General features: G+C 69.9%; 31 protein-coding genes. 25 read left to right on the forward strand and 6 right to left on the reverse strand.

Annotation, left to right across the window (positions count from 1 at the left end; genetic code table 11):
* Window positions 1-236: 236 nt before the first annotated feature.
* The 3 genes from ACIBCT_RS37325 to ACIBCT_RS37335 are packed head-to-tail and all read left to right on the forward strand — an operon-like array spanning window position 237 to window position 2,247.
* Window positions 237-488, forward strand: a complete 252-nt coding sequence (locus tag ACIBCT_RS37325) for a hypothetical protein (protein WP_399196731.1) — start codon at window positions 237-239, stop codon at window positions 486-488.
* A complete protein-coding gene (locus ACIBCT_RS37330; RefSeq protein ID WP_399196732.1) occupies window positions 485-1,084 on the forward strand; it encodes an RNA polymerase sigma factor in 600 nt (199 codons plus the stop codon). Before ACIBCT_RS37325 ends, ACIBCT_RS37330 begins: the two co-directional genes overlap by 4 nt.
* On the forward strand, window positions 1,081-2,247 hold the full coding sequence (locus tag ACIBCT_RS37335; protein ID WP_399196733.1) for an HD-GYP domain-containing protein: 1,167 nt from the start codon (window positions 1,081-1,083) through the stop codon (window positions 2,245-2,247). Before ACIBCT_RS37330 ends, ACIBCT_RS37335 begins: the two co-directional genes overlap by 4 nt.
* Window positions 2,248-2,470: 223 nt before the next feature.
* Here the strand turns inward: ACIBCT_RS37335 and ACIBCT_RS37340 are convergent, their stop codons facing one another.
* Window positions 2,471-3,190, reverse strand: coding sequence for a transporter substrate-binding domain-containing protein (locus ACIBCT_RS37340; RefSeq protein WP_399196734.1), 720 nt, complete (start codon window positions 3,188-3,190; stop codon window positions 2,471-2,473).
* Window positions 3,191-3,252: 62 nt separating this feature from the next.
* On the opposite strand from ACIBCT_RS37340, the gene ACIBCT_RS37345 reads away from it, so the two are divergent.
* Window positions 3,253-3,471 (forward strand): helix-hairpin-helix domain-containing protein, encoded by a 219-nt coding sequence (locus tag ACIBCT_RS37345; protein ID WP_399196735.1) that lies wholly within the window; start codon window positions 3,253-3,255, stop codon window positions 3,469-3,471.
* Window positions 3,472-3,625: 154 nt separating this feature from the next.
* On the opposite strand, the gene ACIBCT_RS37350 is transcribed toward ACIBCT_RS37345, so the two are convergent.
* From ACIBCT_RS37350 to ACIBCT_RS37370, 5 genes are all read right to left on the reverse strand, one after another.
* Window positions 3,626-5,128 (reverse strand): glycosyltransferase family 39 protein, encoded by a 1,503-nt coding sequence (locus ACIBCT_RS37350; RefSeq protein WP_399196736.1) that lies wholly within the window; start codon window positions 5,126-5,128, stop codon window positions 3,626-3,628.
* Between the two features lie 364 nt (window positions 5,129-5,492).
* Window positions 5,493-6,377, reverse strand: a complete 885-nt coding sequence (locus ACIBCT_RS37355) for a ParB/RepB/Spo0J family partition protein (protein ID WP_399196737.1) — start codon at window positions 6,375-6,377, stop codon at window positions 5,493-5,495.
* Window positions 6,377-7,132, reverse strand: coding sequence for a ParA family protein (locus ACIBCT_RS37360; protein ID WP_386246240.1), 756 nt, complete (start codon window positions 7,130-7,132; stop codon window positions 6,377-6,379). The genes ACIBCT_RS37355 and ACIBCT_RS37360 overlap by 1 nt, the downstream gene beginning before the upstream one ends.
* A gap of 435 nt (window positions 7,133-7,567) precedes the next feature.
* Entirely contained in the window at window positions 7,568-8,398 is an 831-nt protein-coding gene (locus tag ACIBCT_RS37365) for a phosphoribosylaminoimidazolesuccinocarboxamide synthase (protein ID WP_399196738.1), read from the reverse strand.
* A 9-nt stretch (window positions 8,399-8,407) separates the two neighbouring features.
* Complete coding sequence (locus ACIBCT_RS37370; protein ID WP_399196739.1) at window positions 8,408-9,112, reverse strand: GntR family transcriptional regulator; 705 nt, start codon at window positions 9,110-9,112, stop codon at window positions 8,408-8,410.
* Window positions 9,113-9,424: 312 nt separating this feature from the next.
* Between ACIBCT_RS37370 and ACIBCT_RS37375 the strand changes: the two genes are divergently transcribed.
* From ACIBCT_RS37375 to ACIBCT_RS37475, 21 genes are all read left to right on the forward strand, one after another.
* Window positions 9,425-9,667 carry a helix-turn-helix domain-containing protein gene (locus ACIBCT_RS37375; RefSeq protein WP_399196740.1) on the forward strand — a complete coding sequence of 81 codons (243 nt, stop codon included), beginning with the start codon at window positions 9,425-9,427 and terminating at the stop codon, window positions 9,665-9,667.
* Entirely contained in the window at window positions 9,667-10,221 is a 555-nt protein-coding gene (locus tag ACIBCT_RS37380; RefSeq protein WP_399196741.1) for a hypothetical protein, read from the forward strand. Before ACIBCT_RS37375 ends, ACIBCT_RS37380 begins: the two co-directional genes overlap by 1 nt.
* Window positions 10,221-10,451 carry a hypothetical protein gene (locus tag ACIBCT_RS37385; protein WP_399196742.1) on the forward strand — a complete coding sequence of 77 codons (231 nt, stop codon included), beginning with the start codon at window positions 10,221-10,223 and terminating at the stop codon, window positions 10,449-10,451. The genes ACIBCT_RS37380 and ACIBCT_RS37385 overlap by 1 nt, the downstream gene beginning before the upstream one ends.
* Window positions 10,448-11,890: a DUF2637 domain-containing protein gene (locus tag ACIBCT_RS37390; protein ID WP_399196743.1), complete on the forward strand. Its 1,443-nt coding sequence runs from the start codon at window positions 10,448-10,450 to the stop codon at window positions 11,888-11,890. Before ACIBCT_RS37385 ends, ACIBCT_RS37390 begins: the two co-directional genes overlap by 4 nt.
* Entirely contained in the window at window positions 11,887-12,297 is a 411-nt protein-coding gene (locus ACIBCT_RS37395) for an SsgA family sporulation/cell division regulator (RefSeq protein ID WP_399196744.1), read from the forward strand. Before ACIBCT_RS37390 ends, ACIBCT_RS37395 begins: the two co-directional genes overlap by 4 nt.
* Window positions 12,294-12,566, forward strand: a complete 273-nt coding sequence (locus ACIBCT_RS37400; RefSeq protein ID WP_399196745.1) for a hypothetical protein — start codon at window positions 12,294-12,296, stop codon at window positions 12,564-12,566. The genes ACIBCT_RS37395 and ACIBCT_RS37400 overlap by 4 nt, the downstream gene beginning before the upstream one ends.
* Window positions 12,566-13,132: an ATP-binding protein gene (locus ACIBCT_RS37405; RefSeq protein ID WP_399196746.1), complete on the forward strand. Its 567-nt coding sequence runs from the start codon at window positions 12,566-12,568 to the stop codon at window positions 13,130-13,132. The genes ACIBCT_RS37400 and ACIBCT_RS37405 overlap by 1 nt, the downstream gene beginning before the upstream one ends.
* Complete coding sequence (locus ACIBCT_RS37410; protein ID WP_399196747.1) at window positions 13,129-13,425, forward strand: hypothetical protein; 297 nt, start codon at window positions 13,129-13,131, stop codon at window positions 13,423-13,425. The genes ACIBCT_RS37405 and ACIBCT_RS37410 overlap by 4 nt, the downstream gene beginning before the upstream one ends.
* Window positions 13,422-13,787: a hypothetical protein gene (locus ACIBCT_RS37415; protein ID WP_399196748.1), complete on the forward strand. Its 366-nt coding sequence runs from the start codon at window positions 13,422-13,424 to the stop codon at window positions 13,785-13,787. Before ACIBCT_RS37410 ends, ACIBCT_RS37415 begins: the two co-directional genes overlap by 4 nt.
* Window positions 13,788-13,843: 56 nt before the next feature.
* Window positions 13,844-14,257: a hypothetical protein gene (locus tag ACIBCT_RS37420; RefSeq protein ID WP_399196749.1), complete on the forward strand. Its 414-nt coding sequence runs from the start codon at window positions 13,844-13,846 to the stop codon at window positions 14,255-14,257.
* Window positions 14,257-16,500: a hypothetical protein gene (locus ACIBCT_RS37425; RefSeq protein WP_399196750.1), complete on the forward strand. Its 2,244-nt coding sequence runs from the start codon at window positions 14,257-14,259 to the stop codon at window positions 16,498-16,500. The genes ACIBCT_RS37420 and ACIBCT_RS37425 overlap by 1 nt, the downstream gene beginning before the upstream one ends.
* A 377-nt stretch (window positions 16,501-16,877) precedes the next feature.
* Window positions 16,878-19,325 (forward strand): DNA translocase FtsK, encoded by a 2,448-nt coding sequence (locus ACIBCT_RS37430; protein ID WP_399196751.1) that lies wholly within the window; start codon window positions 16,878-16,880, stop codon window positions 19,323-19,325.
* 51 nt (window positions 19,326-19,376) lie between these two features.
* On the forward strand, window positions 19,377-20,003 hold the full coding sequence (locus tag ACIBCT_RS37435) for a hypothetical protein (protein ID WP_399196752.1): 627 nt from the start codon (window positions 19,377-19,379) through the stop codon (window positions 20,001-20,003).
* A gap of 45 nt (window positions 20,004-20,048) precedes the next feature.
* Complete coding sequence (locus ACIBCT_RS37440; RefSeq protein WP_399196753.1) at window positions 20,049-20,219, forward strand: hypothetical protein; 171 nt, start codon at window positions 20,049-20,051, stop codon at window positions 20,217-20,219.
* Window positions 20,220-20,257: 38 nt separating this feature from the next.
* A complete protein-coding gene (locus ACIBCT_RS37445; protein WP_399196754.1) occupies window positions 20,258-20,596 on the forward strand; it encodes a hypothetical protein in 339 nt (112 codons plus the stop codon).
* 98 nt (window positions 20,597-20,694) lie between these two features.
* Window positions 20,695-20,865 carry a hypothetical protein gene (locus ACIBCT_RS37450; RefSeq protein ID WP_399196755.1) on the forward strand — a complete coding sequence of 57 codons (171 nt, stop codon included), beginning with the start codon at window positions 20,695-20,697 and terminating at the stop codon, window positions 20,863-20,865.
* Window positions 20,862-21,515, forward strand: a complete 654-nt coding sequence (locus ACIBCT_RS37455; RefSeq protein ID WP_399196756.1) for an NUDIX domain-containing protein — start codon at window positions 20,862-20,864, stop codon at window positions 21,513-21,515. Before ACIBCT_RS37450 ends, ACIBCT_RS37455 begins: the two co-directional genes overlap by 4 nt.
* Before the next feature lie 224 nt (window positions 21,516-21,739).
* Entirely contained in the window at window positions 21,740-22,147 is a 408-nt protein-coding gene (locus tag ACIBCT_RS37460) for a hypothetical protein (protein ID WP_399196757.1), read from the forward strand.
* A 162-nt stretch (window positions 22,148-22,309) separates the two neighbouring features.
* Window positions 22,310-23,455 (forward strand): Pycsar system effector family protein, encoded by a 1,146-nt coding sequence (locus ACIBCT_RS37465; RefSeq protein ID WP_399196758.1) that lies wholly within the window; start codon window positions 22,310-22,312, stop codon window positions 23,453-23,455.
* An 81-nt stretch (window positions 23,456-23,536) separates the two neighbouring features.
* A complete protein-coding gene (locus ACIBCT_RS37470; RefSeq protein WP_399196759.1) occupies window positions 23,537-24,214 on the forward strand; it encodes a hypothetical protein in 678 nt (225 codons plus the stop codon).
* Window positions 24,211-24,597 carry an RRQRL motif-containing zinc-binding protein gene (locus tag ACIBCT_RS37475; RefSeq protein ID WP_399196760.1) on the forward strand — a complete coding sequence of 129 codons (387 nt, stop codon included), beginning with the start codon at window positions 24,211-24,213 and terminating at the stop codon, window positions 24,595-24,597. The genes ACIBCT_RS37470 and ACIBCT_RS37475 overlap by 4 nt, the downstream gene beginning before the upstream one ends.
* The last annotated feature ends 614 nt before the right edge of the window (window positions 24,598-25,211 follow it).

The following is a 25,211-nucleotide window of genomic DNA, read 5'->3' on the forward strand; positions in this document are numbered from 1 at the left end:
GGTAGTTGCGGGATAACTGCCGTTATCTGGCCGCTTCTGCACCCGCCGCGCCGTGACCGTTGTGGTGGTCGTGTCGCTGGGGCTGCTGGGCGCAGACCTGGTCGGCCTGGCATCGCTGGCACTGTCCTCCCTTGCGGGACCAACGCGGTGCAGCATTGATTACCTCCAATCCCCAACCTTTGGCGGCTTTGCCGCCTTTAAGGAAACGTCTGGTGAAAAGAGGCTGAGGAAGGGAGGTGACCGGTGTGCTGGTCGTCGTGATCGATTCTGAGACGGTGGCTGCTGTGGTCGCGTTCGTGGTCATGGGTGGGGAGGTGGTGCGGGAAGTCAGGCGAAGGCGCGAACGAAAAGCCGCTGCCGTGTACGCCCAGCAGGAAACGATCGTGGAGGTCGTGTGTCTGGCCCGTGCCGGCGAGGCACGATCAGCGTGCCCGTCCTGGCACCACCACGACGGCACGACACCGACGGTTGCGGATATGCCCTCGTGAGCGCGCCGATGCCGCAACCCGCCCGCCCTTCTGCCCGGCCTGTGACGCTCCAGGCGTGCCCGGTCGATGAAGGCCTGTCGGCGTTCTTTCTGCAACAGCGCCGGCCGCTGCGCCGCTATCTGCTCGCTCAGGGCTGCGCCGACAGTGACTGCGACGACATCGTCCAGGACGCTTTCCTGATCGTGCGCAGACGCTGGGCGACCATCGCCTACTACGACGAGCCCAAGGCCTACCTGTACAAGGTGGCGATCCGGCTGTGGCACCGGCATGCCGCCCGTAACCACTGCGGCGGGTACCGCGACGACCACGAGGACTACCTCGCGACTCTGGCCGATCCCGTTGACGCCGCCGCCGGGGTGGAGTTGGTCGACATGCTGATCGACTGGTTTCGCCGGCTGCCCGAGCGGCAGCGCGACGTGGCCGGACTACGTCTCATCGCCGACCTGTCGGAGGTACAGACCGCCGAGATCCTGGGCGTCAGCGTAGGAACCGTCAAGTCACAGCTCAACGCGGCCAGAAAGACACTCAGGCGACTCAAAGACCATGACGAGCGCACCGGTGGCGACCAGCCGTGGCAGAAAGGAGATCTTCTATGAGCATCGATGAGCTGGTCCGGCACCTGGCCACGGACGGCACCGGCGAAGACGACCGCGACGACGAGGCGGCCCGGGCTCGGTTCACCATCGCCGCGCAGCGCGCCGACACCGATCCGGGCGAGGCGGCGCGTCTGGACCAGCTGGCCGAAGCCGTCGATGCGGAGCTGTCGGCCTATGACCAGGGCTTGACCGCGCTGGATCACGGAGATGCCCAAGCGGCTCAGACCTTCTTGCTACGAGCCCTCCCTGCCGGCGCCGAGAACACCACCGCCCTGCTGGCCCACCTGTTGTCCGGGCGGCTCGATGATTTCCTCGAGCCGGATCTTCACCAGGCCGTGGCCGGCATCCGGGCCGAGCGCCTCATCGTCAACGCCGCCTACCGGCGGCAGGCCACCACCGCCACGCGGCCATGGCACCGCTCGGTGCCGCCTCACGAGAGCACAGGCGACACCGAGGCCGGCATCGAGGATTTGGCCGAGGTGCTGTTGGCCGCGATGGGCGCCAAAGACCCTTACACCCTTCACCACAGCCGGCGCATCGGCGACCTGGTGGCGCTCCTTGGCCGGCAGATCGGCCTGTCGGGCGATCACTTGGCGGCCGCTCGCCTGGGCGGATTGCTGCACGACATCGGCAAACTCGCCGTCCCCATCACTGTGCTGGACAAGACCGGGCCACTGACCGAACACGAGTTTCAGATGATCCAGGCACACGTCACCCACGGCGTGAGCATCGTCGGCCACGCATCACAGCTGCTGCGAGGCGTTCGCGAGACGAGTGCCGCCAGGACTCTCCTCGGCCATGCCCTCGATGGGATCTTGTATCACCACGAGCGCTTCGACGGCCGTGGCTACCTGCGTGGCCTGGCCGGCCACGACATTCCCGAGATCGCTCGCCTCATCGCCGTGGCCGACGCCTTCGACGCGATGACGACCGCTCGCTGCTACCGCCCCGCGCTCCCCATCGAGAAGGTAGTGGCCGAGTTACGCCGTCACGCCGGCGCAATCTTCGACCCCACCATGGTCGAGGCGTTCCTGGTCGTCCTGGATGAGCACGGTGAGCAGATCAGCCATCTCTCCTGCCCGGATCAGACTGATCCCGTTGAACACGCAGAGCAAGAGCCCAGCACACCCGCCGACATCCTGCACATCATCGAGCACCGTTGACAGAACACCCGACACCCCATCCGCCACCCCTTCGAAGCGACCCTGCCTAGGTCTCGAGCAGCCCGTTGAAACCCCCCCGCGGATGCGCACGGTTCGGCCGGCCTTCAGCAGGGCCTCCGACCTTGCGGTGGAACTCAGGGGAGACATCTCTTCGACATGCCGACCTCTCGAAGGGGCGGAGGCATGTGGCCGATCAAAGCGACTCCACGAAAGCCGGGGTACATCAGGTGGTCGTCCAGGTGGCCCGGCTGTCAGGCAGGGGCGGCGGGCCGGTTCTGGTGAGTTGCGGCAGGTTCCGAGCGAGTGATTTCGCCCAGGTGCCGTCCGCGATCATGTTCTTGACGATGGCGGTGACACGCGGCGCGCCGACGTCGTTTCGAGGCAGGGCGATCCCGAAACTGACGGGCGCGAGCGCCGCGCCGAGCAGCCGGAGCTTGCCGGGGTTCTGGCCGGCATATCCCGCCGGCTCCGACTCGTTGGCCGCGAAGGTGTCGGTCTTGCCGTCCAGCGCCTGGGTGAGGCAGTCGCTCGCCGAGTCGGCCTTCGACCAGGCCGGCCCGTCGGAGACAGCCATCAGGGCGGGGTCGGTGACGCACACTTTCCGGCCTTCGAGGTCGGCGACGGCCTTGACGTCTTTCGACGTCGAACGGACGAGCAGGTCGGTGTGGGTGGTGATGTAGGGCCCAGCGAACGTGACGGACCGTTCGGTGGTCTCGGTGATCGGGTAGGCGGCGGGGACGAGGTCAACGGATCCGTCCACGAGGGCCTTCTCCCGGGTGGTCGCGGAGACCGGTACGAAGGTGAGGCCGGTCTCCGGCACACCGAGAGCCGCGGCGACATAGGTGGCCACGTCGATGTCGAATCCCGCATAGGAGCCCTCGGAGCCCGCGGAGCCCGACTGGATCGGGCTGCGCGCAGCGGGCGATCTACCATCTGGCGTCACGCCCCGTCGCCCTGGGCATCCAGAGCGCCTCACTCCAGACACATCGATCTTAGGGAGGCATCATGACGACCCGCGACCAGGACTACATCCCCGGCGACATTCCCGCCAATATCGGACGTCCCGCTGGCAAGGCCCTGGCCGCCGCCGGTTACACGACGCTCGCCCAGCTAGCCTCCACGACCGAGAAGGAGCTCCTGCGGCTGCACGGCGTGGGTCCCAGGGCCGTCCGCCTCCTGCGCGAGGCCCTCGCCGAACGCGGGCTCACCTTCGCCGAGCGGTGAACCCGGGCTCCGCGTCTGCCCCGGGGACACGAACTTCACGCTCCATCGGAAGGCGGAGCAGCCGGCGAACGGAGCTGCCGGCGATTGGGCTCGGAACGGGTGCCGCCGGAAAACGGTCACCGGCCGGAGCACCGGCCTCGCGGGTGGCGCGATATCAGTTGTTGTGCCGCATCCGGGGCCAAAACTGCTGCCACGGCCGCAGCGGGTCGCGGCACACGAGGATGGGCAGGTGCTGCTCGTCGTTGGACAGGCCGACGCCGTTGTCGATCCTGCCGCGTTCCTCGCAGGAGGCGAACGCGCGGGCGTAAACGCCAGGGGAGTCGGTCACCACCACGGCGATCCGGGCGGACGGCGAGGGCGGGCCACGCCAGTAGAGCTCGTTGTGCCCGCTGTGCACCTCGGGCAGACCGTGTTCCCCGGCGTAGCGGTCCAGTGCCCCGGCCTCGCCGTAGTTTTCGGTGAGGAGTACGGTCCGCGCGCGCTCCTGGGGCGTCAGCCCGCCGACCACCGCCGCGACCCGTGTGGCGAACTCCGGCCATCCGACCGACTCGCGCGCCACCTCGTTGACCGCGGTGACCGGGGTGCCCTCCAGGGCCGAGGGAGGGATCACCGGCAGCGCGAGGACGACGGAGCCGACCCCGTTGACCGCCAGGGCACCGACGACCAGCGCGCGCCGTCCCGTACCCGACATCCACCGGGTGACCGGGCCGCATCCCGCGGCGAAGAGCAGCACGAGCAGGCCCGCCATGTAGTCGGGGCGCCCGCCGGAGTAGAGCGTCAGCGCGCAGGCCAGCGGATAGGCTAGGGCGAGACAGCGCAGGCGGGGCTCTCGCCACAGCCGTACGGCACCGACCACTTGGACGACCGCCTGGGGCGGGCCGAGCAGCAGGATCTGCAGCGGTATGAAGGCGAGGCGGTTGTCGGTGCCCTCGTCCGCGTCCAGTGCCCCGGCCATCACCAGCTGCGGCCAGCCGTGGGTCGCCTGGTAGACCAGGTTGGGTGCGGCGATCACGAGGGCCAGCAGCGCGCCGAGCCAGAGCCTGCGGTCCCGCAGCGCGTCGCGCGGTCCCGCCGCCAGCACGCCCGCGCCCAGGCTGACCAGGAACAGCACGATCAGTTGCCGGTTGTACGTCGCCACTCCCGCGACGGTGCCCAGCGCGAGCCACCAGCGGCCGTCGCCCCGCAGCGCCCGCACGGCGAACAGCGCCGCCGCGACCCAGAGCGGAAGGTCGATTCCCAGGGTCAGCAGGGAGTGCCCGCCGATCAGGAGCACGCCCGTGGTGGCGATTCCCGCCGCGGCGACGAGCTGCGCTCGCCGGTCGCCGCCGAGCTCTCGTGCCAGGAGGGCGACCAGGACGACGACGAGCGACGCGGCCAGGGCGGGAACGACCCGCAGGGCGACCACCGTGTCGCCGAACACGGCGATCGACGCCCGCGCGATCAGCGGGGTCAGCGGCGGGGTGTCGAAGTATCCGAGGGCGGGCTGCTCGCCCAGCATCCGGAAGTACAACTCGTCCCGGTGGTAGCCGTAGCGTGGGCTCGCCACCAGCAGTACGGCGAGCGTGGTCAGTGCGACCGCGCCGACGGGCCTCCAGGCGAAGGGGGCGGCCGGGGTGGTCGTGTCACGAGCACGCGAGGCGGCGGAGGGAGGGGACACCCGTTCATCATCGGCTTTCGACGCGGGTCGCGCGAGGGGTGATCCTCATTCGGACATCATTCGGGGCCGCAGGCGTCCCAGCCCGGCCCCGGGCGTGACGCGGCACGTTCTGCCCCCGCGGGGATGATCCCGGGCCCGACGTGTGGTCGCGGCTACTGGACGCGTGCTGCCCGCGCCTGCGGAGATGGTTCCCGCGGTGCGGACTCAGGCCAGGATGAGGTCGTGTGCTCCCTGCGCCCGTGGGTCGGTCCCGACCCGCACCACCCGCCGACTTCTGCTCAGTTCAGGTCGGCCACGCTGATCACGGCCTCACTCACAGGGCAGGAACCTTCAGGCTCCTGCCCTGTGAGTGATTACGGCGTAATCAGCGGGCTGTCGTCGCCGACAGCAACTCCACGAGCGTCTCCAAGTCCTCCAGCGTCAACCGCTCGCGAAGCGCCGCTGCGATCGCCGCTGGTGGTCCGAGGGTGATTACGCCGTAATCACTGCCTCCCTTCGACGCCTTCGTGCCGTTCCCCGCCCGCGGTGAAGGAGCGTGGTCGCCTGGCACGCCCGCAGGACCGTGCACACCCCGGACAGGCCGTACGGGGTCGAGTTCCGAAGCGGGTGCCGGCACCACGGGCAGAGATTGTTCCTGCGGTGGCAGTTTCCCGATCTCTCGTGCGTCCTCAATCTTCAGGGTTCCGTTGGTGATCGCCTGCTGCAACTCCGGGATGAGCTTGAGCAGGACGAGCCGCTGCGATACCCAGCCCTGTGACTTGCCGAGCAGTTCGGCGACGCCACGCTGAGAGAGACCTTCCTCTTCCATGAGGTCCCGGATGCCGTTCGCCTCCTCCAGCGGGTCCAGGTCGGATCGCTGGATGTTCTCGATCAGAGCGTCGGTGCGACTGCCGGAAGCGGATTCCCTGACCTCGACTCTGACCTCGTCCAGCCCGGCGAGCTCAGCCGCATGACGCCGCCGATGGCCGATGAGAATGACGAACGGCGCATCACCGATTTTCTCGGCGTGATGCGGATGTGTGCTGAGCCACGTGGCCCGTGGAACAACCACGAGCCGCTGCAGGATGCCACGCTCCTTGATGGTCGCCGCCAGGCCTTCCAGGTCTCGCAGCTCCTCCCGAGGGTTATCCGGGTTGTCAGCCAGATCTTCGAGCTTGACCGTGTCCGGCCACTTCGGGGCACTGGCGGGTTCAGATAGAGCGGCCTTGCCGACCCTCAAGCTCGCCAGGCTCGTGCGTTGTCCTGCCATCAGCCGTTTCCGTTCCGCATCCGCTCGTGCTCCAGCGCTAGCTTGTAGAAGTCCTCGCGGGCTTCCATCGCCACTCGGTTCTTCGGGTACTGGGTGACGACCAGGCCCTCGGCCGGAGCGCGGGTGTGCACCTTGTAGTGCCGAACGACCGTACGGGCGAGTGGCCACCCTTGGCCACGCACGAACTCCAGCGTCTCGTCCAAATCGGCGCGGCCGTCGCGTGGATCCCAATTGTTAGCCACCACCAGGTACGGGATGCCGCGGGGCTTCACGACCTTCTCGACGGTGTTGAACGTCGGCTCGAACGCCAGCGACTCGGGCTCTATCGGGATGAGCACGTCGTCGGCACACGCCAGGACCCGGCGCAGGGCCTCAGCGAAGCTCGAACCGTCGAACGGGTCGTCGGCGTCCTCGTCGAGGGTGGGAATCCAACCGGGGGTGTCCACCCAGACGTGCTTAACGCCCGGGAGGTCGCGGAGGTTCGAAAGATCTTCGATGTCATCGGCACTGGCTTGAACGAAGTCGAAGGGCAATGCCCGGGCGGCGGCCTTCTCCGGGTCGGTCTTGGCGAGTTCCTCGGCTGCTTCCACGACCCGGTTGGACCACCAAACGGCGGATCCCTGTGGGTCGATCGAGACGACGACAGTGGCTTCCTGCTCGCCAGACGCGTCGGCTGTGACGGCGGCGAGGTTCATCGTCGTTGTGGACTTGCCGACGCCGCCCTTCTGATTGAGGACGACATGTACCTTTGCCATGAGGCTCCTGTTCCGTGTGCTTCCCAGCGACTGCACTGGTACTTCGGATGGCGGAGCAACTCTCTCAGATGATCAGGTGATTACGCCGTAATCACCGCTCACGGACGTGTGATGTCGGGATTTTCGTGTCCGTACGGTCTTCCGTCGAGGAGCAACAGGCCCTCGAAGACAAAAGCCCCAGCCGTCTGGCCAGGGCTTTCATCTCATGATCGTTTCTCAGTCCGTGTCACTCCATGGCTTGTCCACCGATCGGGCCAGGGCGTCCACCATGTCCATCCCGGGGGTGATGCCGAGAGCGCGTAGCAACATCCCGGCACCTCCCTGAGCCATTCCGGCCCGGCCGGGAGCCACTGCCGGATTGAGACCTCGGGCGTACAGGAGTTCCTGTACCTCGCTGACCAGTTGGGCGGGGTCGTAATACTCAGGCATGAGCTTTCACTCCCAAATTCGACCGGTGATGCGTTCGTAGACGTCGATGTAGCGAGCTCGCGTCGCTTGCACGATCTCGTCTGGGATGGCCGGTCCCGGCGGCGTGCGGTCCCAGTCCAAGGTGCTCGACCAGTCGCGGACGAATTGCTTGTCGAGCGCGTGCTGGGGGCGGCCGGGCTCCCATGAGTCGGCGGGCCAGAAGCGGGAGGAGTCGGAGGTCAGTACCTCGTCACCGAGTACGAGCGTGCCATCGGGAGCCTGCCCGAACTCCAGCTTGGTGTCGGCGATGATGACCCCTCGCTCCGCGGCCACGGTGGCGCCGTGGGTGTACACCTTCAACGTGAGGTCTCGGAGGGCCGCGGCCGTCTCAGCGCCGATCTCGGTCACCACGTCGTCGTAGGTGATGAACTCGTCATGTCCGACGGTGGCCTTCGTGGTGGGAGTGAAAATCGGCTCAGGCAACCGAGATCCCTCGACGAGGCCAGGAGGCAGGGCGATACCTGACACTGTGCCCTGCTTCTCGTACTCCTTGAGACCCAGCCCGGCGAGGTATCCGCGAGCTATGAACTCCACGGGCATCATCTTCAATCGACGGCATCTGATGGCCCGGCCGGCCCATTCCTCTGGGACGTCGGTCGCGGAGATCACATGATTGGGGACCAGCGTCGCGAGCTGGTCGAACCACCACAGCGACAACTGCGTGAGAACCTTCCCCTTGTCAGGAACGGGGGTCGGCAACACGACGTCGTACACCGACACCCGGTCGGACGCGACCAGGATCAGGTCCTCGCCGTCCAGGTAGACATCCCGCACCTTGCCTGAATGCAGCAGTTTCACGTGATCTCCCTAGTTGATCTCGTAGTCGTAGGACTTCCAGCGGCGAGTAGCCGAGACGTACTCTCCGTACTCCACGACACCGCCATCCGTGTCATAGATCCAGTTGCGCCCTCGCAAGACCGGAGAACCTACCTGCACCCGCAGGTCGTTGGCGTCCTGTCCGGTTGCTTCGTCGGCCGCGACCTGATCCCGCACCGTCTTCAGCTGGCGACCTGTCGCGGCTTCGATGTAGCCGAAGGTGCCTTCAAGGATGCGCGCGGTTTCCAGCAGCTTGGGGGCGATCTCGGCGAGCGCGCCGTCGAACCAGGAGATCGACGCCGATACCGGAGTCTCGCCCTTGTAGGTCACCCGTCGCCGACGGATCACCGGAGCTCCGACCGAGAGGCCGAGCGCGTCGGCGACTTGCTCAGACGCTGAGACAAGTTCGGCCTCCTCGATGCGCGCATGTTCGTCGGGAGGATAGATCCGACCGGTGCGACGGTTCGAGAGAACACGGCCTGTCGGAGTGTGCACTCTCTCGGAGGTGGTGACCACGGTGCCCACCCCGGACACTCCGCGAACCAGCCCTTCGGATCGCAAGGTGGCCAATGCTTTGGTCGCCGTAGCCAATGAGATCTTCCAGTCCTCGGCGATCTTCCGTGTGGAAGGCACGGTGTCACCGTCGTGGAGAGCTCCCGACTCGATCTGCTCCCTGATGTGCTTGACCACCTGCATGTACGGGGGGTCAGAGCGGTGAACCTGCGGTGCCAACTGCTTCTCCTCACACCATCGCGATCAGACGACAGTGTACTAATACACCGGAACCCGCCGAATCGAGGCTCCTCGTGAACGGGCGAATTGCGTAGGCGACCTCGAAGGCCTTGACGGTGTCATAGTACGCATCTAACTTGTGTACTAGTACGCAGTGTCCGACGTGGTTCCTGAATTGTGCAAGTGAACTATGTCCGGATTGCACGCTCCAAGCGCGCGGCCTCGGTGCTGATACACCGAGGCCGCCTGAGTCGTCACCTGAAGGGAAACCGACTCATGTCCATCATCGCTGATCTCACCATGCCCGGCGACAGGCTGCTGACCTCCAAGGAGGCCGCAGCGGTATTTCGGGTCGACCCCAAGACGGTTGTGCGGTGGGCCCGTACCGGTGCCCTGACCGCCGTTCGCACGCCGGGCGGCCGGTTGCTGCGCTTCTGGGAGTCGGCCGTGTACGCCGCCTTGCGTGACGGCATCGTCGAGGCGCAGGGCGAAGACGCTACCGAGGCGGTGAGCGTCTGATGACCGCCTCCTACCGCCTCCGCTACCCGACGCTGGCCGCGATGGCCGGCGAGGGGCCGCTGGCCGATGTCTGCCTTGAGGTCTCCTTCGAGCGGCCGACCTTCCACGGCCACGAGCGGCTGACCGTACGGCCCGGTGTGGTCGACGAGGCCGCGATCGAGCTGTACGCCTACAGCTCCTGCGTCGTGCTGGCCCGCGCGCTGCACTGGCGCACCGGCTGGCCGCTGGCCCTGCTGGAGGTCCCCGGGCCGCCGTGGCGCTGGGCGCACGTCGGGGTGATCACCCCCGCCGGGGACGTCCTGGACATCTACGGCATCCGCCCGGTCGAGCAGGTCATGGCCGACATCGAGCGCGAGCACGACCTGCAGATCCACATCCGCCCCATCCCCACCCTGGATGAGCTGTTCACGCTCGTCGGCGAGCGCGAGGCCGACCGGCGGGCATGGCTTTCCGGGAGCGCCACCTCGCCGCTGGCCATCGAGCTCTCCGGCGTCTTCGCCGACCTGCTGCTCGCCCAGGCCGAGGCCGAGGCCGCTGAGGCGGTGAGCATCTGATGCAGATTTTCGTCGTGATGACTCTGGCCAAGGCCACCGGTTCCGGCATGAAGCAGCTGACGATGTACCAGACGGTCACCGCCTCCCCGCAGTCCACCCGGGCCGCGCTGTTTGACTGGATGCTGCAGAAGGCGCCCGAGGACATGCAGGGCAGCAACGTGGTGTTCTACTCCGCCGAGCCCAACGCCCTGGTAGCCCCCGTCGTCGTCGAGGCGGTGAGCGGCTCATGAGCGGCACCTTCTACGACCCGCGCGCACAACGCGCCGTGGCCGGCGCCGAGGCCGAGCGGGCCCGCGCCGAGGCCGAGGCCATCCGTACCCAGACCGCGCTGGCCGCCGAGGCCGAGCGCCGCCGGCTGCGGCGCCAGGACGAGGCGGAGACCGGCCGTGCGCGTGCCGAGCGCAAGCAGGAGGCGGCCAAGCGCAGCAAGGAGCGCACCGAGGCGATGCGCGCCGGTGCCCGAGGCCTGGCCGCGGCGCTGCGCTCGCGTTCGGAGGCGATCGTCGGCGCGGTGGCCATGGGCTCGCCGATGTTCATCGCCTGGGGCGGGCAGCTGGCGTTCGCCAGCGATCAGATGCAGCTGGGCGCGGCGGCGGTCACGCTGCCGATCGCGATGGAAGGCAGCGTCCTCTACACCGCGTACCTGACCAACCTGGCTCTGGACAAGGGATTGCCGACCGGCCGCTACCGGCTGATGACGGTGCTGATGGCCGCGACCGCCGCGGCGATGAACCTGTGGCACCAGGTCGACAAGGCCGCCACGCCGCTGGATCCGTGGGCGGGCCTGCAGATCGGGGTGATCTACGCGGTCGCCTCGCTGCTGGGCATCGTGTTGTGGGAGCTGCGGGCGGCGCTGAAGAAGCAGGCGATCGCCAAGCGTTCGGCGGCCGAGCTGCGCCGGGCGGCCTGGCGGCGGATTCGCTACCCGCGTCTGTCGTGGTCGGCCGCCTCGATCCAGGGCGCGCAGGGCTGCTCGATCGACGAAGCGTGGCAGCAGGCGTGGATCGACCGCTTCGGCGTCGGCCCGTCCTCCTCGCGCCGGGATCGCAAGCTGGCCCGCTCGATCGTGTCGTATGAGAAGAAGGCCGATCGAGCCGCCGCCAAGAACGGCCGGCTCGTCATCGTCGACGGATCGATCGTCCGCCCCGGCGCCTCCACCTCGCAGCAGTCCGCCGAGGGCGAGGAGGCGATGGCACGGCTGCGCGCCTTTTCCGCGCAGCGCCAGGACGTGGCCCGATCGATCGCCTTCCCCTCGATCGGCCGCCCGTCGGTCCAGGCCGATCGTCCGGTGTCGATCGAGGCGGCATCGGTCGATCGAGTCCCGGCGCGGCCGCGGAAGGCATCGTCCTCGGCGTCGATCGAGGCGCCTCGATCGAGTGGCCCGGACTCGATCGCCGCACCTCGCCCTTCGATCGACCCTCCGATCGAGTCCCGATCGATCGAGGCCTCGATCGAGTCGGAGTCGCTGCTGGACCCGATCGATCCGGAGTATCCGAGCGCGCCGCGTCGATCGATCGAGGCGCACCGCACCGCGCTGCGCGCTGCGATCGGGGCCGGGCTCATCGATCCTCAGGAGGCCACCGCCGAGGGGATCCGCAAGATCTTGCGCTGCGCGCCCAAGACGGCGCAGACCCTGCGCGATGAGATCCGTACGGAGGTGTCGGCATGAAGCCTCAGGTGGTCTACGACGTGCGTCTGTGGCCGGCCGACAGCCCCAAGACGCCGTTGTCGGCGGTGCTGACCTACTCCAGTAGCGATCCGTACGCGGTCGCCCTGCTGTTCACCCAGGGCCGTACCGTCACCGCCGAGTACGTCTTCGCCCGTGACCTGCTCGCTGAGGGCCTGCGCGCCCCGGCCGGGCAGGGAGATGTGCTGGTGGCCCCGCACGAGGAGCTCGGCGACATCTACCTGGCCATCACCCTGACCCCCGCGTCGGGCTACCCCTTCCTGCTGTACGCGGTCCGCGAGCTGGTCGTCGACTTCATCGACCAGACCTTCCGGCTCGTGCCGCACGGCCGCGAGCAGGTCGACGTGGATGCCGCGATCGCCACGATCCTGGGCGAGGTGACCTCATGAGCACCGTCATGAGCACCGTCCTGACCAGGAACAACGCTCTGACCCGCCATGAGTTGGCGCTGCTGGTGGCCGAGTATGCCGAGCTGCTGGCCGCGGCCCGCGCGACGGTGGCGGCCGCGCGGCTGGGCGAGGTCGACCCGCTGGTGCACATCCGGCACGCGCTGGCCGCGCACGGCCAGCTCCCGCCGGTCGGAGCGCGCCCGGTGGTGCTGCTCGCCGCGTGCGCCGCCCCCGCCCTGCCGGTCCTGACCTGCGGGGAGGTGGCGTGATGGCCGTCACCGTCACCCTCGCCCACGAGCGTGCGTTCCCCGGCGCTCCGGAGCGCGTCGCCGAGGTGCGCGCCTGGGTGTTGACCTGCCTTCCTGCTGGATGCCCGCGTGCCGACGACGTCGCGCTGGTCGTCTCGGAGCTGGCCACCAATGCCGTGCTGCACAGCGCGTCCGGCACCGTGGGCGGCCGGTTCACGCTGCGCGCCGAGGTCGAGCCCGGCTCGACCGGCGAGGCGGGAGCGGTCGCGCTGACCTGCACCGACCAGGGCCCGGCCCTGGTGCCGGCCGCCCGCGGGGAGGGGGAGTACCAGCGCGGCCTGACCCTGGTGCGCGAGCTCGCCGATGCCTACGAGGTGACCGTCACCGAGGCCTGCCGCGCCGCGTGGTGCCGTCTGGACTGGCCGGTCATCACCGGCGCCCACCCCGGCCCGCACACGGCCGCACAGCAGGTCAGCGGCCCCGCACACCCCCCGCACAAGATCACCGCACATGGTGCGCACACCGCCGCACACGCCCCGCACAACCCCGGCGCGCAGCCGCGCCCGAGCGGGGAGGCAAGCCGGTGAGCGCCTTGGTGACGTGGCTGGCGGCGGCGTTCGCACCGGGCTGGCCCGAGCGGGCCGCGCACGCCGTCGCGGTCGGGCTGCTGGCCGCGGCCGCGGTGCTGATCGCGTTCGCGCTGGCCGAGGAGAGCAGCCTGCGCGGCCGGTTCCGCGCCGTGGTGCGCTCCTGGGCCCGTTCGGCGGCCGCCACCACCTCGGTGCAGGTGCTGGCCGACGGAACCCTGATCGCCCAGAGCAGCACCGAGCAGACCGCCCGGCACCTGCTGGACGCCGTGATCCATGAGGAGGACCTGTGAGCAACCGCAGCGAGGACCTGGGCACCCAGATGGTGCGTTTTGAGACCGCCGAGATCATCGCCGGTCACGAAGCCCTGGAAAACCACATCTACAACGTCCAGGCCTTGTCGCGCACCCTGGCGCTGATGCTGGTCCAAGACGGGGAGCTGGTCTCCACCTGGCTGCGCCACCACAAGCCCAAGAAGGGCAAGCGCGTCCCGCTGCTGGACCGGGTGGGCCTGTCGCGCCGCACCAAGGCGCACAGCCGCAACGCCGCCGACGCCCTGCTGGAGGCCGTCTCCTCGCTGCAGAAGATGGCCGGCGTCCACGACGAGTACGTGCGGCTGGAAAAAGAATCGCTGCGCGAGGACCCCAAGAAATAGACCGCTGACCAGCACATCCGCTGTTCGGGGCCACGAGTAGGCAGGTGAGGTAACCGATGTCCAAGCAGATCGATCTGGTGGAAGCCGCCGCCGCGTTCGTCGACAGCGACGTGACGCGCAGCCACCAGGCGTACCGCGACTACCAGGAGACCGTGCGGGCGATGCTGTGCGCGATCTCGCTGACCATGAGCGAGGACTCCCGCCAGGCCGCGGCCTGGCTGCGCCACCGCACCGCCCCTGACGGGCGCCGGGTGGGCTGGCTGCAGCGCATCTTCCTGGCCGGACGGCTGCGCGGACACGGCAACAACGCCGCCGAGGCCATGTTGGAGGCGGCCAAGGCCATCGTGCGGATGTCGGCCGTCCATCAGGAGTACCTGCTGGCCGAGCAGCAGGCCAACAAGAAGACCGGCTCTGGTAGGGCCACCAACAGCCAGCGGCAGGGCCGCTACGACACGAGGGACGGTGCGTGATGGCACGTCGCAGCAAGACCCCACGGCTCGCCACCGGCGCACAGATGGTCCACGTGGAAACCGCCGACGCTTCGGGCCGGCTGGGCGGCGGCTGGCTGCTGGTACACGGCCTGCCGCTGGTCACCCCGGCCATCGGCTGCGCCGTCTTCGCCATCCTGATCATCGCCGCGCACGCCAAATGGGGCGGCGACCCGGTCTGGACGCCTTTGTTGAGCATCCTGTTTTTGGCCATCGGCGCCCTGGTCACCTTTTTTGCGCACCTGTCGGCCGGCCCCCGGGTGCTGCTGCGCATCTTGATGGTCGTCACCGGCTCCCTGGCCACCGTCTGCCTCGTGCTCGGCCTGGTGGTCGGCATGGGGCCGATCTGGCCCGCCTACACCCTGTGCTCGCTGATCGTGTGGGTGCTGTGGGTCATCTGGCGCGGCACCAAGTACGCCGGAGCCGCCCCCGGCGCCGCCGACGGAGCGGGCAACCCGCTGCTGGAGGCCATCAAGCAGGCCCGGGTGCAGTTCCACGGGGCCAGCGTCGACGAGCGCGGCGTGGTGCGCGCCAAGGTCGTCACCCAGGACGGCGGCACCCTGGACGGCGCCCGCGCGCTGATGCCCGCGCTGGCCGCGCACGCCCAGGCGGTGCCCGGCGGCACCAACCTGGCCGCTGACGCCAACCGGGCCGGGGTCGGCGAGCTGGAGATGCCCACCCGCGACAACCTGGCCATCCCCGGCGGCATCCCCTGGCCCGGCGTGGACGCCACCTTGTTCGGCGCGCTGCCGACCGAGCCGTTCGCGCTGGGGGAGTACCAGACCGACCTGTGCTTGGTGCGGCTGCTCGGCAACTACGACACCGACCCCGACGCCGAGGACGTCGCGCACGTCAAGATCGGCGGCGTCACCGGGGCGGGCAAGAGCGTCTGCGCCCGGGTCGTTTTGGGCAACCTGGCCATCCGGCGCCGCCTGAACATCATCGGCATCGACGTGTCCAAGGGCATGCAGACCTTCGGGCCGGTCGCGGCCGCGCTGACCTGGGTCATCAACGATCTGGGCGAGGCCCGACGGGTCATGAAGCGGCTGCGCAAGGTCATCACCGGCCGCACCAGCCACCTCGCCAGCGAGGGCCTGGACCGGTGGTCGCCACGCTCCAGCCTGAACCTGCTGCTCATCTGGATCGAGGAGTCCTCCGACTTCGCCTCCCTGGGCGCCGACTACGAGCACCTGCTGGGCAAGGCGCGCTCGGCGGGCATCATGGTGGTCTCCAGCCTGCAGCGCATCACCTACAAGGCGATGAGCACCGACGCCCGGGCCAACCACACCGCCGGCATCTGCTTCGGCGTGGACTCGGCCGAGGACGCCGAGTACGTGCTGCCCGCCCCCGCACTGGCCGCGATCGGCCGTGAGAACCTGCCCACCTGGGGAGTCAGCCGCCGCGGCTACTCCTACGTCGCGGGCCTGGGCGTGCCGCCCAAGCGCTGGTCGAGCATGCAGCGCGTCTACAACCCCACACCCCAGCAGCTGATGGACACCGTGGATGCCGGGGCGCCGTTCCGTGACCCGATGGACGCCGTCACCGCCGAGCTGTTCGGCGAGCTGTTCACCCAGCGCACCTACTACACCGGCCCTGTCTGGGGCCCCCGCAGCACCGATCCCGCCCCCAAGCCGACCTCGGCCGGACCTGCGATCCCGGCGGCGGGCACGGCGCCGGCGCCCACCACCGTGCCGGCCATGCGATCGGCGCGGTCGGCCGCCCCTCAGATGAACCAGGAGAGCGAGATGGATGAGCAGGCCGCAGAAGAGACCGCCCTGGAGCGCGAGGCGATGCAGGAGGCGCTACAGGACTCGCGGCGCGAGCACCTGGGCCAGGACGCCCGCCCCGAAGACCTCGCCGACGTCGACCCCACCACCGTCATCAGCGGCGTCATCGTCGCCACCAACGACGACGAGGACGACCCGGACGGCGAGGACGGCGAGGACGGCGACGGCGAGGAGGCCGAGCAGCCCGCCAAGCCGGAGATGAGCACCGAAGAAGCCCAGCGCGTCTGGGACATGGCGCTGGACACCTGGTACCGGGAGGGCCGCACCACGGTCCGCACCGCCGACATGTACGAGCTGCTGCAGCAGGTCGGCCGCGCCCGCCGGTTCCTTTACCGCCAGACCGACCGCTGGACCGAGCTGGAGTGCATCTCGGCCCGGCCCGACGCTGATGGCTGGGACCTGATCGCCTCCCCGCTGGAGAACGCGGGCCGCCGGTAGGCAACCCGGCCCCGGCCACCCTCGGCCGGGCGCACGCTGCGTGCACGCCGCGCGAGCGCCCGGCCCGCTTTACCGAATGTGACCGAACGCCGTGACCGGTGTGCGGCGTCGGGCGGGCCCTCTTTCTCTATAGGGGAGGGGTGGTGTGCGCAGCTCCGCACACCCCGCGCACACGGTCCGCACACCCCGGCGCACAAGATCCATGCCCCTGCGCACATCAACGCAGAGTAACCGCACACGCCGCGCACAGCCCCGCTCATGCCTACCGCACACGCGAAACGTAAGCGCACAGTCACACATCGCAACCGCACATCGAGCGCACACCTCGCGCACAGTCACCCACCGTCACCATCACCCCCGTACGGAGAAGAGGGAACATGGCCACCCGAGCTCGTCGATCCGCCTCCCGACAAGGCCCGACCACCGCCCGCCGCACCGTTCGCAGCGTGCGCAGCAACCCCCTGCTGGGCCTGGCTGGGGCCGCCGCGATCCTGGCCTGGATGAAGCTGGCCCGCGGCGCCGGGAAAGGTGTCCGGGCGCTGAGCCCCGGCCGCGCCGACCTGGACGCTGCCTACCAGCGCGACGGCCTGGGCCTGGCCAGCGTCGTGGCAACCGTGGTGCTCGTACTGCCCGGCTGGAACCTCGCCGGCGGCATCGTCATCGACCTCCTCGAGCTCGCCGCCCGCGCCCTGATCGGCTCCCTCATCGTCGCCGCCCCGATCGCCACCGCCTCCCTGGCCTGGCGGCTGCTGCGCGGCGGCGATGCGGAAATCACCCTGGTGCGGCTCCTGCTGGGCTCGGTGACCATCACCGCCGCCGTCGCGGGCATCATCCACCTCGCCCACGGGCCGGACGCTGACGTGCTGGCCGCGGGCGGGGCGATCGGCTACGCCATCGCCTCCCCCCTGGAGCTACTGCTGCCCACCCCGCTGAGCATCGTGGGACTGGTCGTGCTCGCGGCCTGGGGACTGCTGGTGGCCACCCAGACCCCGATCCGCCAGATCCCCGCCCGCCTGGTCGGCCTGCGCACCCGCCGCCCCGCCGGGGCCCGGGACTCACAGCCAGGCGGCAACCCGCGCTACGCCACCCGTGACGACGCCGACCACCCCGGCCGCGACGACAGCGCCGACGCCGCGGACGGCCAGGACGTCGACCAGGACGACGCGGTCGACGCGGTCGACGCGGTCACCTCGCGCCGCCTGGTCGAGGTCGACCCCGACCTGATCGGCGAGCGCGGCCCCTACGACACCCCGGTCCTGGGCGCCGACCCCGGCACATTGGCCGCCGCCGGCGATGTCGCCTCGCTCACCGTCGAAGCGCCCACCCCGGGGACGGCAGGAACGCCGGGGACGCCGGGGGTGCTGCCGAGTCTGGACCTGCTGCGCCGGGGCAGCGCGCCGCGCGCCTCCACCAAGGCCAACGAGCTCACCGTCGCCGCGATCGACACGGTGCTGGCCGACTTCAAAATCAACGCCAGCGTGACCGGCTTCACCCGCGGCCCGACGGTCACCCGCTACGAGGTCGAGGTGGCGCCCGGTGTCAAGGTCGAAAAAGTCACCGGGCTGACCAAGAACATCGCCTACGCCGTGAAGTCGGCCGACGTGCGGCTGCTGTCGCCGATCCCGGGCAAGTCCGCGATCGGCGTGGAGATCCCCAACACCGACAAAGACCTCGTCTCCCTCGGCGACATCCTGCGCAGCGCGGCCGCCCTCGCTGAGCGTCACCCCCTGGTCGTCGGCCTGGGCAAGGACGTCGAGGGCAAGACGATCCTGGCCAACCTCGCCAAGATGCCGCACCTGCTCATCGCCGGCGCCACCGGCGCGGGCAAGAGCGTCTGCATCAACACCCTCATCTGCTCGGTGCTGATGCGCGCCACCCCTGAGGAGGTGCGCATGGTGCTGATCGACCCCAAGCGGGTCGAGCTCAGCATCTACGAAGGCATCCCGCACCTGATCACCCCGATCATCACCAACCCCAAGAAGGCCGCCGAAGCCCTGGAGTGGGTCGTGGGTGAGATGGATCGGCGCTACGACGACCTGGCGGCCGCCGGGTTCCGCCACATCGACGACTACAACCGGGCCGTGCGCGCGGGCAAGGTCCCCACGCCACGCGGGAAGGAGCCGCGCCAGCCCTACCCCTACCTGCTGGTCATCGTCGACGAGCTCGCCGACCTGATGATGGTCGCCCCCCGCGACGTCGAGGACTCCATCGTCCGCATCACCCAGCTCGCCCGCGCCGCCGGCATCCACCTCATCGTCGCCACCCAGCGGCCCAGCGTGGACGTGGTCACCGGCCTGATCAAGGCCAACGTGCCCTCCCGCCTGGCGTTCGCCACCGCCTCACTGGCCGACTCCCGCGTCATCCTCGACGCCCCGGGCGCCGAGAAGCTCATCGGCCAGGGAGATGCGCTGTTCGCCCCGATGGGCTCGACCGCGCCGGCCCGGCTGCAGGCCGCGTTCGTCTCCGAGAAGGAAATCGCCGCGGTCGTATCGCACTGCCGCAAGCACGCCTCAGCGGTCGACCAGATCGCCGACCTCACCACCACCACACCGGCCGCGGACGGCGATGACGTCGGTGAGGACCTGGAGCTGCTGATCGCCGCGGCTGAGCTGGTCGTGGCCACGAAGTTCGGCTCCACCTCGATGCTGCAGCGCAAGCTGCGCGTCGGTTTCGCCAAGGCCGGCCAGCTGATGGACCTGCTGCAGGCCCGCGGCGTGGTCGGCCCCGCTGACGGCAGCAAGGCCCGCGAGGTCTACATCACCCCCGCCGAGCTGGACGAGCTGCTGGCCGACCTGCGCGCCGGCACGACGCCGACGCGCCGCTGACCCCCGCACTCACACCCATATCCGCATCCCGCCGATCTGAAGGACCCCGACATGATCGACTCGATCCCCGCCGTCCCGCACGGCGACCGCATCACCTCCGATGAGCAGACGCTGCACCTAGCCCTACTCCTGTGGGCCGATGGCTCCCCCTTCTCCCTCGCCGACCTGGACGGGGTGCTGACGGCCACCGGCCAGTCGTGGACCTGGCTGCTGGCCCGCCTGGGCGAACGGGTGGTGACCGGCCTGCTGGCCTACGACACCGCCACCGGCTACCGGGTCGCCGACCCCACCGGGCTCAAGGCGCTCGTCATCCCGAACGTCTCCGCGTCCGCGCCGCTGGCCCTGGGGTCGGCGCTGCAGGCCGAGCCCGCCCGGGAAACACCGCGCGACGCCGTCGCATGCCAGGACGGGCTCCTCGCCCAGCCCGCTACCGCGCCGGACCCGATCCACCCGACGATGGCCGCGCTCACCGGCTCCTGCCTGGTCTGCGGCTACCCCGTCTGGTCCCGCACGGCCGTGCGCGCCCGAACCGCCTTCGGGCTGGCCATGGTCGCGCTGTTCGCCGCCGCCCTCACCGAAGCCCCGGCCGCGCTCACGATCGCCCTGCTCGCCGTGTTCGCCATCACCGGCTTTCGCTACCTGCGCCTGGCCCCGGCACCGTGCCGGCACCGGCGCTGACCTTCTCCGACCCCTGATTCACCACCACTCGAAAGGGCCCCACCCATGAAGAACAACGAACCCACCACCGCCCAGATCCGGCTCTTCCCGGTCACCGAGGACGCCCAACTGCGCATCGGCGGCCAGGTCGGCAAGGGCAAGACGTCCGCCGACACCCTCATCCAGGCCGCCCTCACCTCCACCAGGGCCACCCCCCAGCAGACCCCCAAGCCCTGACCACTCCCGCTCCACCCACCGAAAAGGACGCACCCGCCATGAAATCCCTGAAGAAGCTCTCCCTGCGCCCCATCGTCATCGTGCTGACCCTGGCGACCGCGCTCAGCGTGGCCGCCAAGTGCGACGAGGGCGGGACGGCCTGCGCCGCCACCGCGGCGACCGCCTCGACGATCTCCCCGCCCGAGCCGATCACCGACGGCTCCTACCGCGACGACTCCTACGAGCAGGGCGAGGCGCCGCCGGAGCCCATCGAGGACGGCAGCTACCGCGATGGCTCCCAGGACGACGGCCAGGCGCCGCCCGAGCCGATCACCGACGGTTCCTACCGCGACGGCTCCGAGGACTCCGACGCCCAGGACGACGCGTCGGGCTGCTGATAGCGGGACGGGCGCGCACCAACGTGGTCATCCGCCAAGACACCCACGCCGGGCGCGCCCGCTCACCCCACCGATCCACTCAGAGAGGCACCACCATCATGACGCACAACACCGAAACGATCTCCTGCGGCTGCTGCGGCGGCATCACCACCGTCGATGCCCGCTCGGCGGCCGCGCAGTACGCCTACGGCAACGACCCGGCCGCCCGCGCGATGCGCCACCACCTGGTCACCGTCGCCGCAAGCGGCCGGTCAGCAGGTGCCCGGTGATTCGCGACTACACCCACCCCGACGTCCTGGGCAAAGGCGTTCAGGAAGGCTGGGCTGATCCGTGCACGGACCCGGCTCAGATCGACTGGGCCGCTCGCCAGAGCGTCGCCGCGATTGCCTTCGCCGTCGTCGGCGGCCGCCCGGTCAACCCGTTCGCCCCCACCGGCATCGAGCGCGGCCGCGGCGAGCTGGGTCACTGGGGCGAGGGCCAGGCCGCCGACGCCGTCGTCACCCTCTCCTTCGCCGGTACCCGGCGACTGCTGCTGATCGAGCGGGACGACGAGCACGGCTGGGCAGTCCCGGGCGGGTTCCTGGAGGCCGGCGAGGAGCCGCTGAGTGCGGCGATCCGCGAGCTGGCCGAAGAAAGCGGCCTGATCCTGCCCAGCGCCCGCTGGCGGGTGCTGGCTGCCCGGTACGTGCCCGACCCCCGGGCGACGGACGAGGCATGGATGGTAACCACCCCGGCCACCGTCGACCTGGGCCAGATGGCCCAGCTTCCCCTCGTACGGGGAGCCGACGACGCCAGGACGGCCGCGTGGGTACGCGCCGACACCTACACGGCGCTCCTGGTCGACCTGGGCCGCTGCCAGGGACAGCTGTTTCGCGCGCACCGGGCCCTGCTCACCGAACTGCTCGGCGGATCACGGTGAACCCATGGCGCCGTCCCTGGCCGAACTCCAAGCGCCCTGCCAGCGGTGCGGACACCAAAACGCCGTGCACACCGGCGGCGCCAAACCCGGCGGCTGGGCCATCTACGACCGCATCTGGGCCAACGCCTCCGGCTGGTGCCAGACCCCTGAGTGTGACTGCCCAAGCCGCACGTAGAACACCCGCCCCGGCGCCCGTCTGGGACCCGCACCGTGAGAGGAACGCCATGACCGCCTCGCTCGCCCAGGTGGCCGACGACATCGCCGCCGCCCTCCACGACCGAGACCTGCACAGGGCCCGCGCCGCCTTCGACCGCGCGGTGCACGATAACCAGGCGGCGCTGCAGATGCTGCTGAAGGAGCTCGCCGCGACCGTCGAGATCGGTGCCGGGACGGTCGTGGTCGGCTTCGGCATCGACGTGTGGGCCAACCCCTACCGCGACGGCTACGCCTGGCGGTGCGGGTGCTGCCGATGGAGTGGCAGCAACTACCTGACCGCCCCGGCCGCCCGGAGAGCTGCGAACAAGCACGCCGACGAGCACAAGCAGTCCAGGCCGACGGTCTGCGACTCCACCCAGACGCTCAACACCACCCCGACCGCTCGGGGCGATACGCCGAACGGCCGGGTCGCCTGACGGTGGCTGCGGGTCTTCACCCGGCCAGGCGCCGGGTGAGGGTCCGGGGCTCCCGGCCAGGGACCACCCCGCTCAACGGGCGCGCACCGGCGTGGCATCTGCCAAGACCTCCACGCCGGGCGCGCCCGCCATCCCATCCCATCCAGAACAGGAACCACCATCATGCACCTGTACACCACCCCGCTCAGCGCCGCCTCGACGGAGGTTTCCCCCACCGCGCCCCGGTGTGACAACCGCCGCGTCGGCATCCTGCTCGATGCCGGGGCCGGCCGGTGGCTGATGCTGCACTCGGCGAACGGCATCACCGGCCTCACCGGGCACGTCGACTCCTACCCCAACCCCGAGCAGGCCGCCCGCGCCCTGGTGGCCGACGCCCTGGACCTGACGCTCACCGGCCTGGAGCTGGTGGCCACGACCTGGCGCGGCGACCACTGCGAGCGCCTGGCCGGCAGCGACAGCCCCGACGGGCACAACTGGCACCTGTATCGCGCCCGGGTCGACCTCGAGGCCCTGGGCATCGCGCAGCTTCAGGCCGTGCACTGCTACACCGCCGAGCAGCTGAAGGAGCGAGCCTCACGCACCGCGCTGTATGCCTCGCTGCAGCTCAGTGACGCCGAGTTCGCCGCCGACCCCGGGATCGCGCCGGTGTGGGTCGAGTGGCTGATCACGGCCGACGTCATCACGATGGCCGACGGCGAGAAGGCGTCGATCGACTGGTCCACCTACCTGACCGCGCCGGCGGTGGCGCTGCCGTGGCAGCAGGCCCACCCCCAGCAGCCCTGGCACCGTGCTCCCGCCCCCGTCTTGGCCACCCGGCGACCGGTCCCGGCCCACCTGCAGCGCGTCGACGCCGAGGGTGCAACCGACCTGATCGCCGAGGCGGCCGCCGCGCGTTCGGAGCTGGCGCGCACCGACACCAAGGCCGGCCTGCTGCTGAGCGTGGCCGGCACCGCGGCCAGCGTGCTGCTCGGCCTCGGCGTGCTGGCCTCGGGCATGCTGCCGGCGGGCCGGGTCGGGCTGGGGGCGGCGGTGGCGCTGCTGGCGGCCGCGGCCGCGACCGTGCTCACCGTCATCCGCCCCTCCCTGCCCCGCCCGGGCAGCGGCACCGGGTTCACCGCCCACGCCACGCTCGACGACGCCGAGCAGCTGCTGTCCGCCCTGGCTGATGACCCCGAGACCCGCCGCGCGAAGGACGTCATCCGGCTGTCGCAGATCGCCGCCGCCAAGTACCGGCGCCTGCGCGTGGCCACCGACCTGATGCTGCTCGCCCTGGCCGTCGTCGTGGTCAGCCTGCCCAGCCTGCTGTAGGGCCACACCGCCCAGTCCCGCCCGCACGTCAGCGGGCGGGGCCGGGACCTCCCCCATCACCCATGACCACGAGGACCTGAGATGACCATCACGATCACCCGCCCTTGCGCCCTGCTCCACACCACCGGCCGCGACCTCAAGGCGCTGTTCGATGTGGTCCTGGCACACGCCTCCTGCGACGAGGACGATCTCCCGGAGCTCGACCAACTCCACATCGAGGTCTGTGACGGAGACCTGCGACTCGTCTGCACCGACCGCCACACGATGGCGATCGTCCGCCAGCCTCTCGAATCGACTACCGAGGGCTTCACCTGCGCCTTCGCTGTCTCCTGCTGGCACATTCGCCACCTCGTCAAGGCCCTCAGCGACAAGGACACCGTGACCGTCGCCATCGAGGCGAACCGACTGCTCGTCACCATCGGCGACGAGCTCCACACCATCCCCGGCGAGGAGTCGCATCTCCCCTGGCGAAAGGCCCTCGCCCGGCACCTCGCCCCCACGTCCACACCGACCGGTCGCCTCCTGATCAACCCCGCCCTCCTCGCCCGCCTGGCCCCAGCCCGCGCCCTCTACGAGGACGTACCGCTCCAAGTACAGATGCACGGCGAGCGCGGCGCAGTGATCGCGACGCTGGCGGACCGAGTCCTGGTCCTAGTCATGCCGATGCACAACAACGGGCGGCTGAGCGAGAGGGCACTGCCCTCCCGGCCGTTCGACGGCTGGTTCGACTTGCTCGACGAGAGCTGGCAGGTCCAGTGAGCCGCCGTCCACGCCGGGTCTTCTACGACCTCACGGGGCGCAAGTTCGGCGGCCTGCCCACCTTCCCCTGGAAGTTCGCCCCGGACGGGCTGGCCACCCGCCGGCAGCTGCGCGCCGCGGGGCTTCGGCCCGGCGGTCAGGCGCCGTGCGCGCAGGTGATGTGGCGCTCGCGCCGCGCGGCCGGCGGCGTCGCGGTCGCCTACCTGTATGAGGTCGCCGCGGCCAAGCCACGCCGCACCCCGTCGGCCGAGCAGCTCAACGCGCTGGACAAGGCCATGCGGGCCCGGCGCACCTGCTCCGACTGCGGCACCGAGCAGTCCTACTGCATCCCCACCCGCTACGGCGCCTGCCTTCCCTGCCACGGCTGGGGCCTAACAGCATGACCAACCGCATCCTGACGCTGTCCTCGCCCCGCATGGGCGGGGACAGCGCCGCGCACCGCCTGGCGCCGGTCGACGAGGCCGCACAGTCCCCCCAGGCGTGTGCCGCCTCGCCCTCCGACGACCCCGCGCTCCTGCACAACAGCCAGAGCCGTTCCTACTGCCGCCCTACCAGCGAGAACGCCCCCGCCACCGCTCAGGTGAAGCCCGGTTCGGAGTCCGGTGAAGCTGCACGGCTCGACACACCTGGTGTCGCAATGCCCACATCTGCGCCGAATCTGCCATCCTGTACCCCAGAACATTCTGACAAAGATCAATTGACAGAGTCAAGAAGAGAGTCCAGTCAAGGAGTCAAGCCGATAGGGGCCTTCTGGTGGGTGGCTGTCCGCTTGTGGACACCCACGGGCCATCTGCTCACTCTCGTGCGCGAATGCGACCACAGAACGCGACACGCCGCAGGAACCACGGGCGCGTCAGCCCCCACGCACTCGGAGATCGTGGAAAGATGCGGGACTGAATACCCCGCTTTAAACCCCAGGAGCTACCCAGGCAAAAAGAAAACGCCCCCAGAGGGGGCGCTTCTCGAGAGACAACTTCACACGACACACCTTGAACGT

Source organism: Streptosporangium sp. NPDC050855, from assembly GCF_044456585.1.
GTDB classification, from domain to species: domain Bacteria; phylum Actinomycetota; class Actinomycetes; order Streptosporangiales; family Streptosporangiaceae; genus Streptosporangium; species Streptosporangium longisporum.

Excerpts from the sequence above, each read along its gene's own strand:
- ACIBCT_RS37440 (WP_399196753.1), top strand. The coding sequence starts at position 20,049 with ATGAAGAACAACGAACCCACCACCGCCCAGATCCGGCTCTTCCCGGTC.
- ACIBCT_RS37420 (WP_399196749.1), top strand. The coding sequence starts at position 13,844 with ATGTCCAAGCAGATCGATCTGGTGGAAGCCGCCGCCGCGTTCGTCGAC.
- ACIBCT_RS37430 (WP_399196751.1), top strand. The coding sequence starts at position 16,878 with ATGGCCACCCGAGCTCGTCGATCCGCCTCCCGACAAGGCCCGACCACC.
- ACIBCT_RS37465 (WP_399196758.1), top strand. The coding sequence starts at position 22,310 with ATGCACCTGTACACCACCCCGCTCAGCGCCGCCTCGACGGAGGTTTCC.
- ACIBCT_RS37445 (WP_399196754.1), top strand. The coding sequence starts at position 20,258 with ATGAAATCCCTGAAGAAGCTCTCCCTGCGCCCCATCGTCATCGTGCTG.
- ACIBCT_RS37390 (WP_399196743.1), top strand. The coding sequence starts at position 10,448 with ATGAGCGGCACCTTCTACGACCCGCGCGCACAACGCGCCGTGGCCGGC.
- ACIBCT_RS37380 (WP_399196741.1), top strand. The coding sequence starts at position 9,667 with ATGACCGCCTCCTACCGCCTCCGCTACCCGACGCTGGCCGCGATGGCC.
- ACIBCT_RS37370 (WP_399196739.1), bottom strand. The coding sequence starts at position 9,112 with ATGCAGGTGGTCAAGCACATCAGGGAGCAGATCGAGTCGGGAGCTCTC.
- ACIBCT_RS37460 (WP_399196757.1), top strand. The coding sequence starts at position 21,740 with ATGACCGCCTCGCTCGCCCAGGTGGCCGACGACATCGCCGCCGCCCTC.
- ACIBCT_RS37335 (WP_399196733.1), top strand. The coding sequence starts at position 1,081 with ATGAGCATCGATGAGCTGGTCCGGCACCTGGCCACGGACGGCACCGGC.
- ACIBCT_RS37425 (WP_399196750.1), top strand. The coding sequence starts at position 14,257 with ATGGCACGTCGCAGCAAGACCCCACGGCTCGCCACCGGCGCACAGATG.
- ACIBCT_RS37435 (WP_399196752.1), top strand. The coding sequence starts at position 19,377 with ATGATCGACTCGATCCCCGCCGTCCCGCACGGCGACCGCATCACCTCC.
- ACIBCT_RS37470 (WP_399196759.1), top strand. The coding sequence starts at position 23,537 with ATGACCATCACGATCACCCGCCCTTGCGCCCTGCTCCACACCACCGGC.
- ACIBCT_RS37345 (WP_399196735.1), top strand. The coding sequence starts at position 3,253 with ATGACGACCCGCGACCAGGACTACATCCCCGGCGACATTCCCGCCAAT.
- ACIBCT_RS37355 (WP_399196737.1), bottom strand. The coding sequence starts at position 6,377 with ATGGCAGGACAACGCACGAGCCTGGCGAGCTTGAGGGTCGGCAAGGCC.
- ACIBCT_RS37395 (WP_399196744.1), top strand. The coding sequence starts at position 11,887 with ATGAAGCCTCAGGTGGTCTACGACGTGCGTCTGTGGCCGGCCGACAGC.
- ACIBCT_RS37375 (WP_399196740.1), top strand. The coding sequence starts at position 9,425 with ATGTCCATCATCGCTGATCTCACCATGCCCGGCGACAGGCTGCTGACC.
- ACIBCT_RS37405 (WP_399196746.1), top strand. The coding sequence starts at position 12,566 with ATGGCCGTCACCGTCACCCTCGCCCACGAGCGTGCGTTCCCCGGCGCT.
- ACIBCT_RS37400 (WP_399196745.1), top strand. The coding sequence starts at position 12,294 with ATGAGCACCGTCATGAGCACCGTCCTGACCAGGAACAACGCTCTGACC.
- ACIBCT_RS37450 (WP_399196755.1), top strand. The coding sequence starts at position 20,695 with ATGACGCACAACACCGAAACGATCTCCTGCGGCTGCTGCGGCGGCATC.
- ACIBCT_RS37385 (WP_399196742.1), top strand. The coding sequence starts at position 10,221 with ATGCAGATTTTCGTCGTGATGACTCTGGCCAAGGCCACCGGTTCCGGC.
- ACIBCT_RS37360 (WP_386246240.1), bottom strand. The coding sequence starts at position 7,132 with ATGGCAAAGGTACATGTCGTCCTCAATCAGAAGGGCGGCGTCGGCAAG.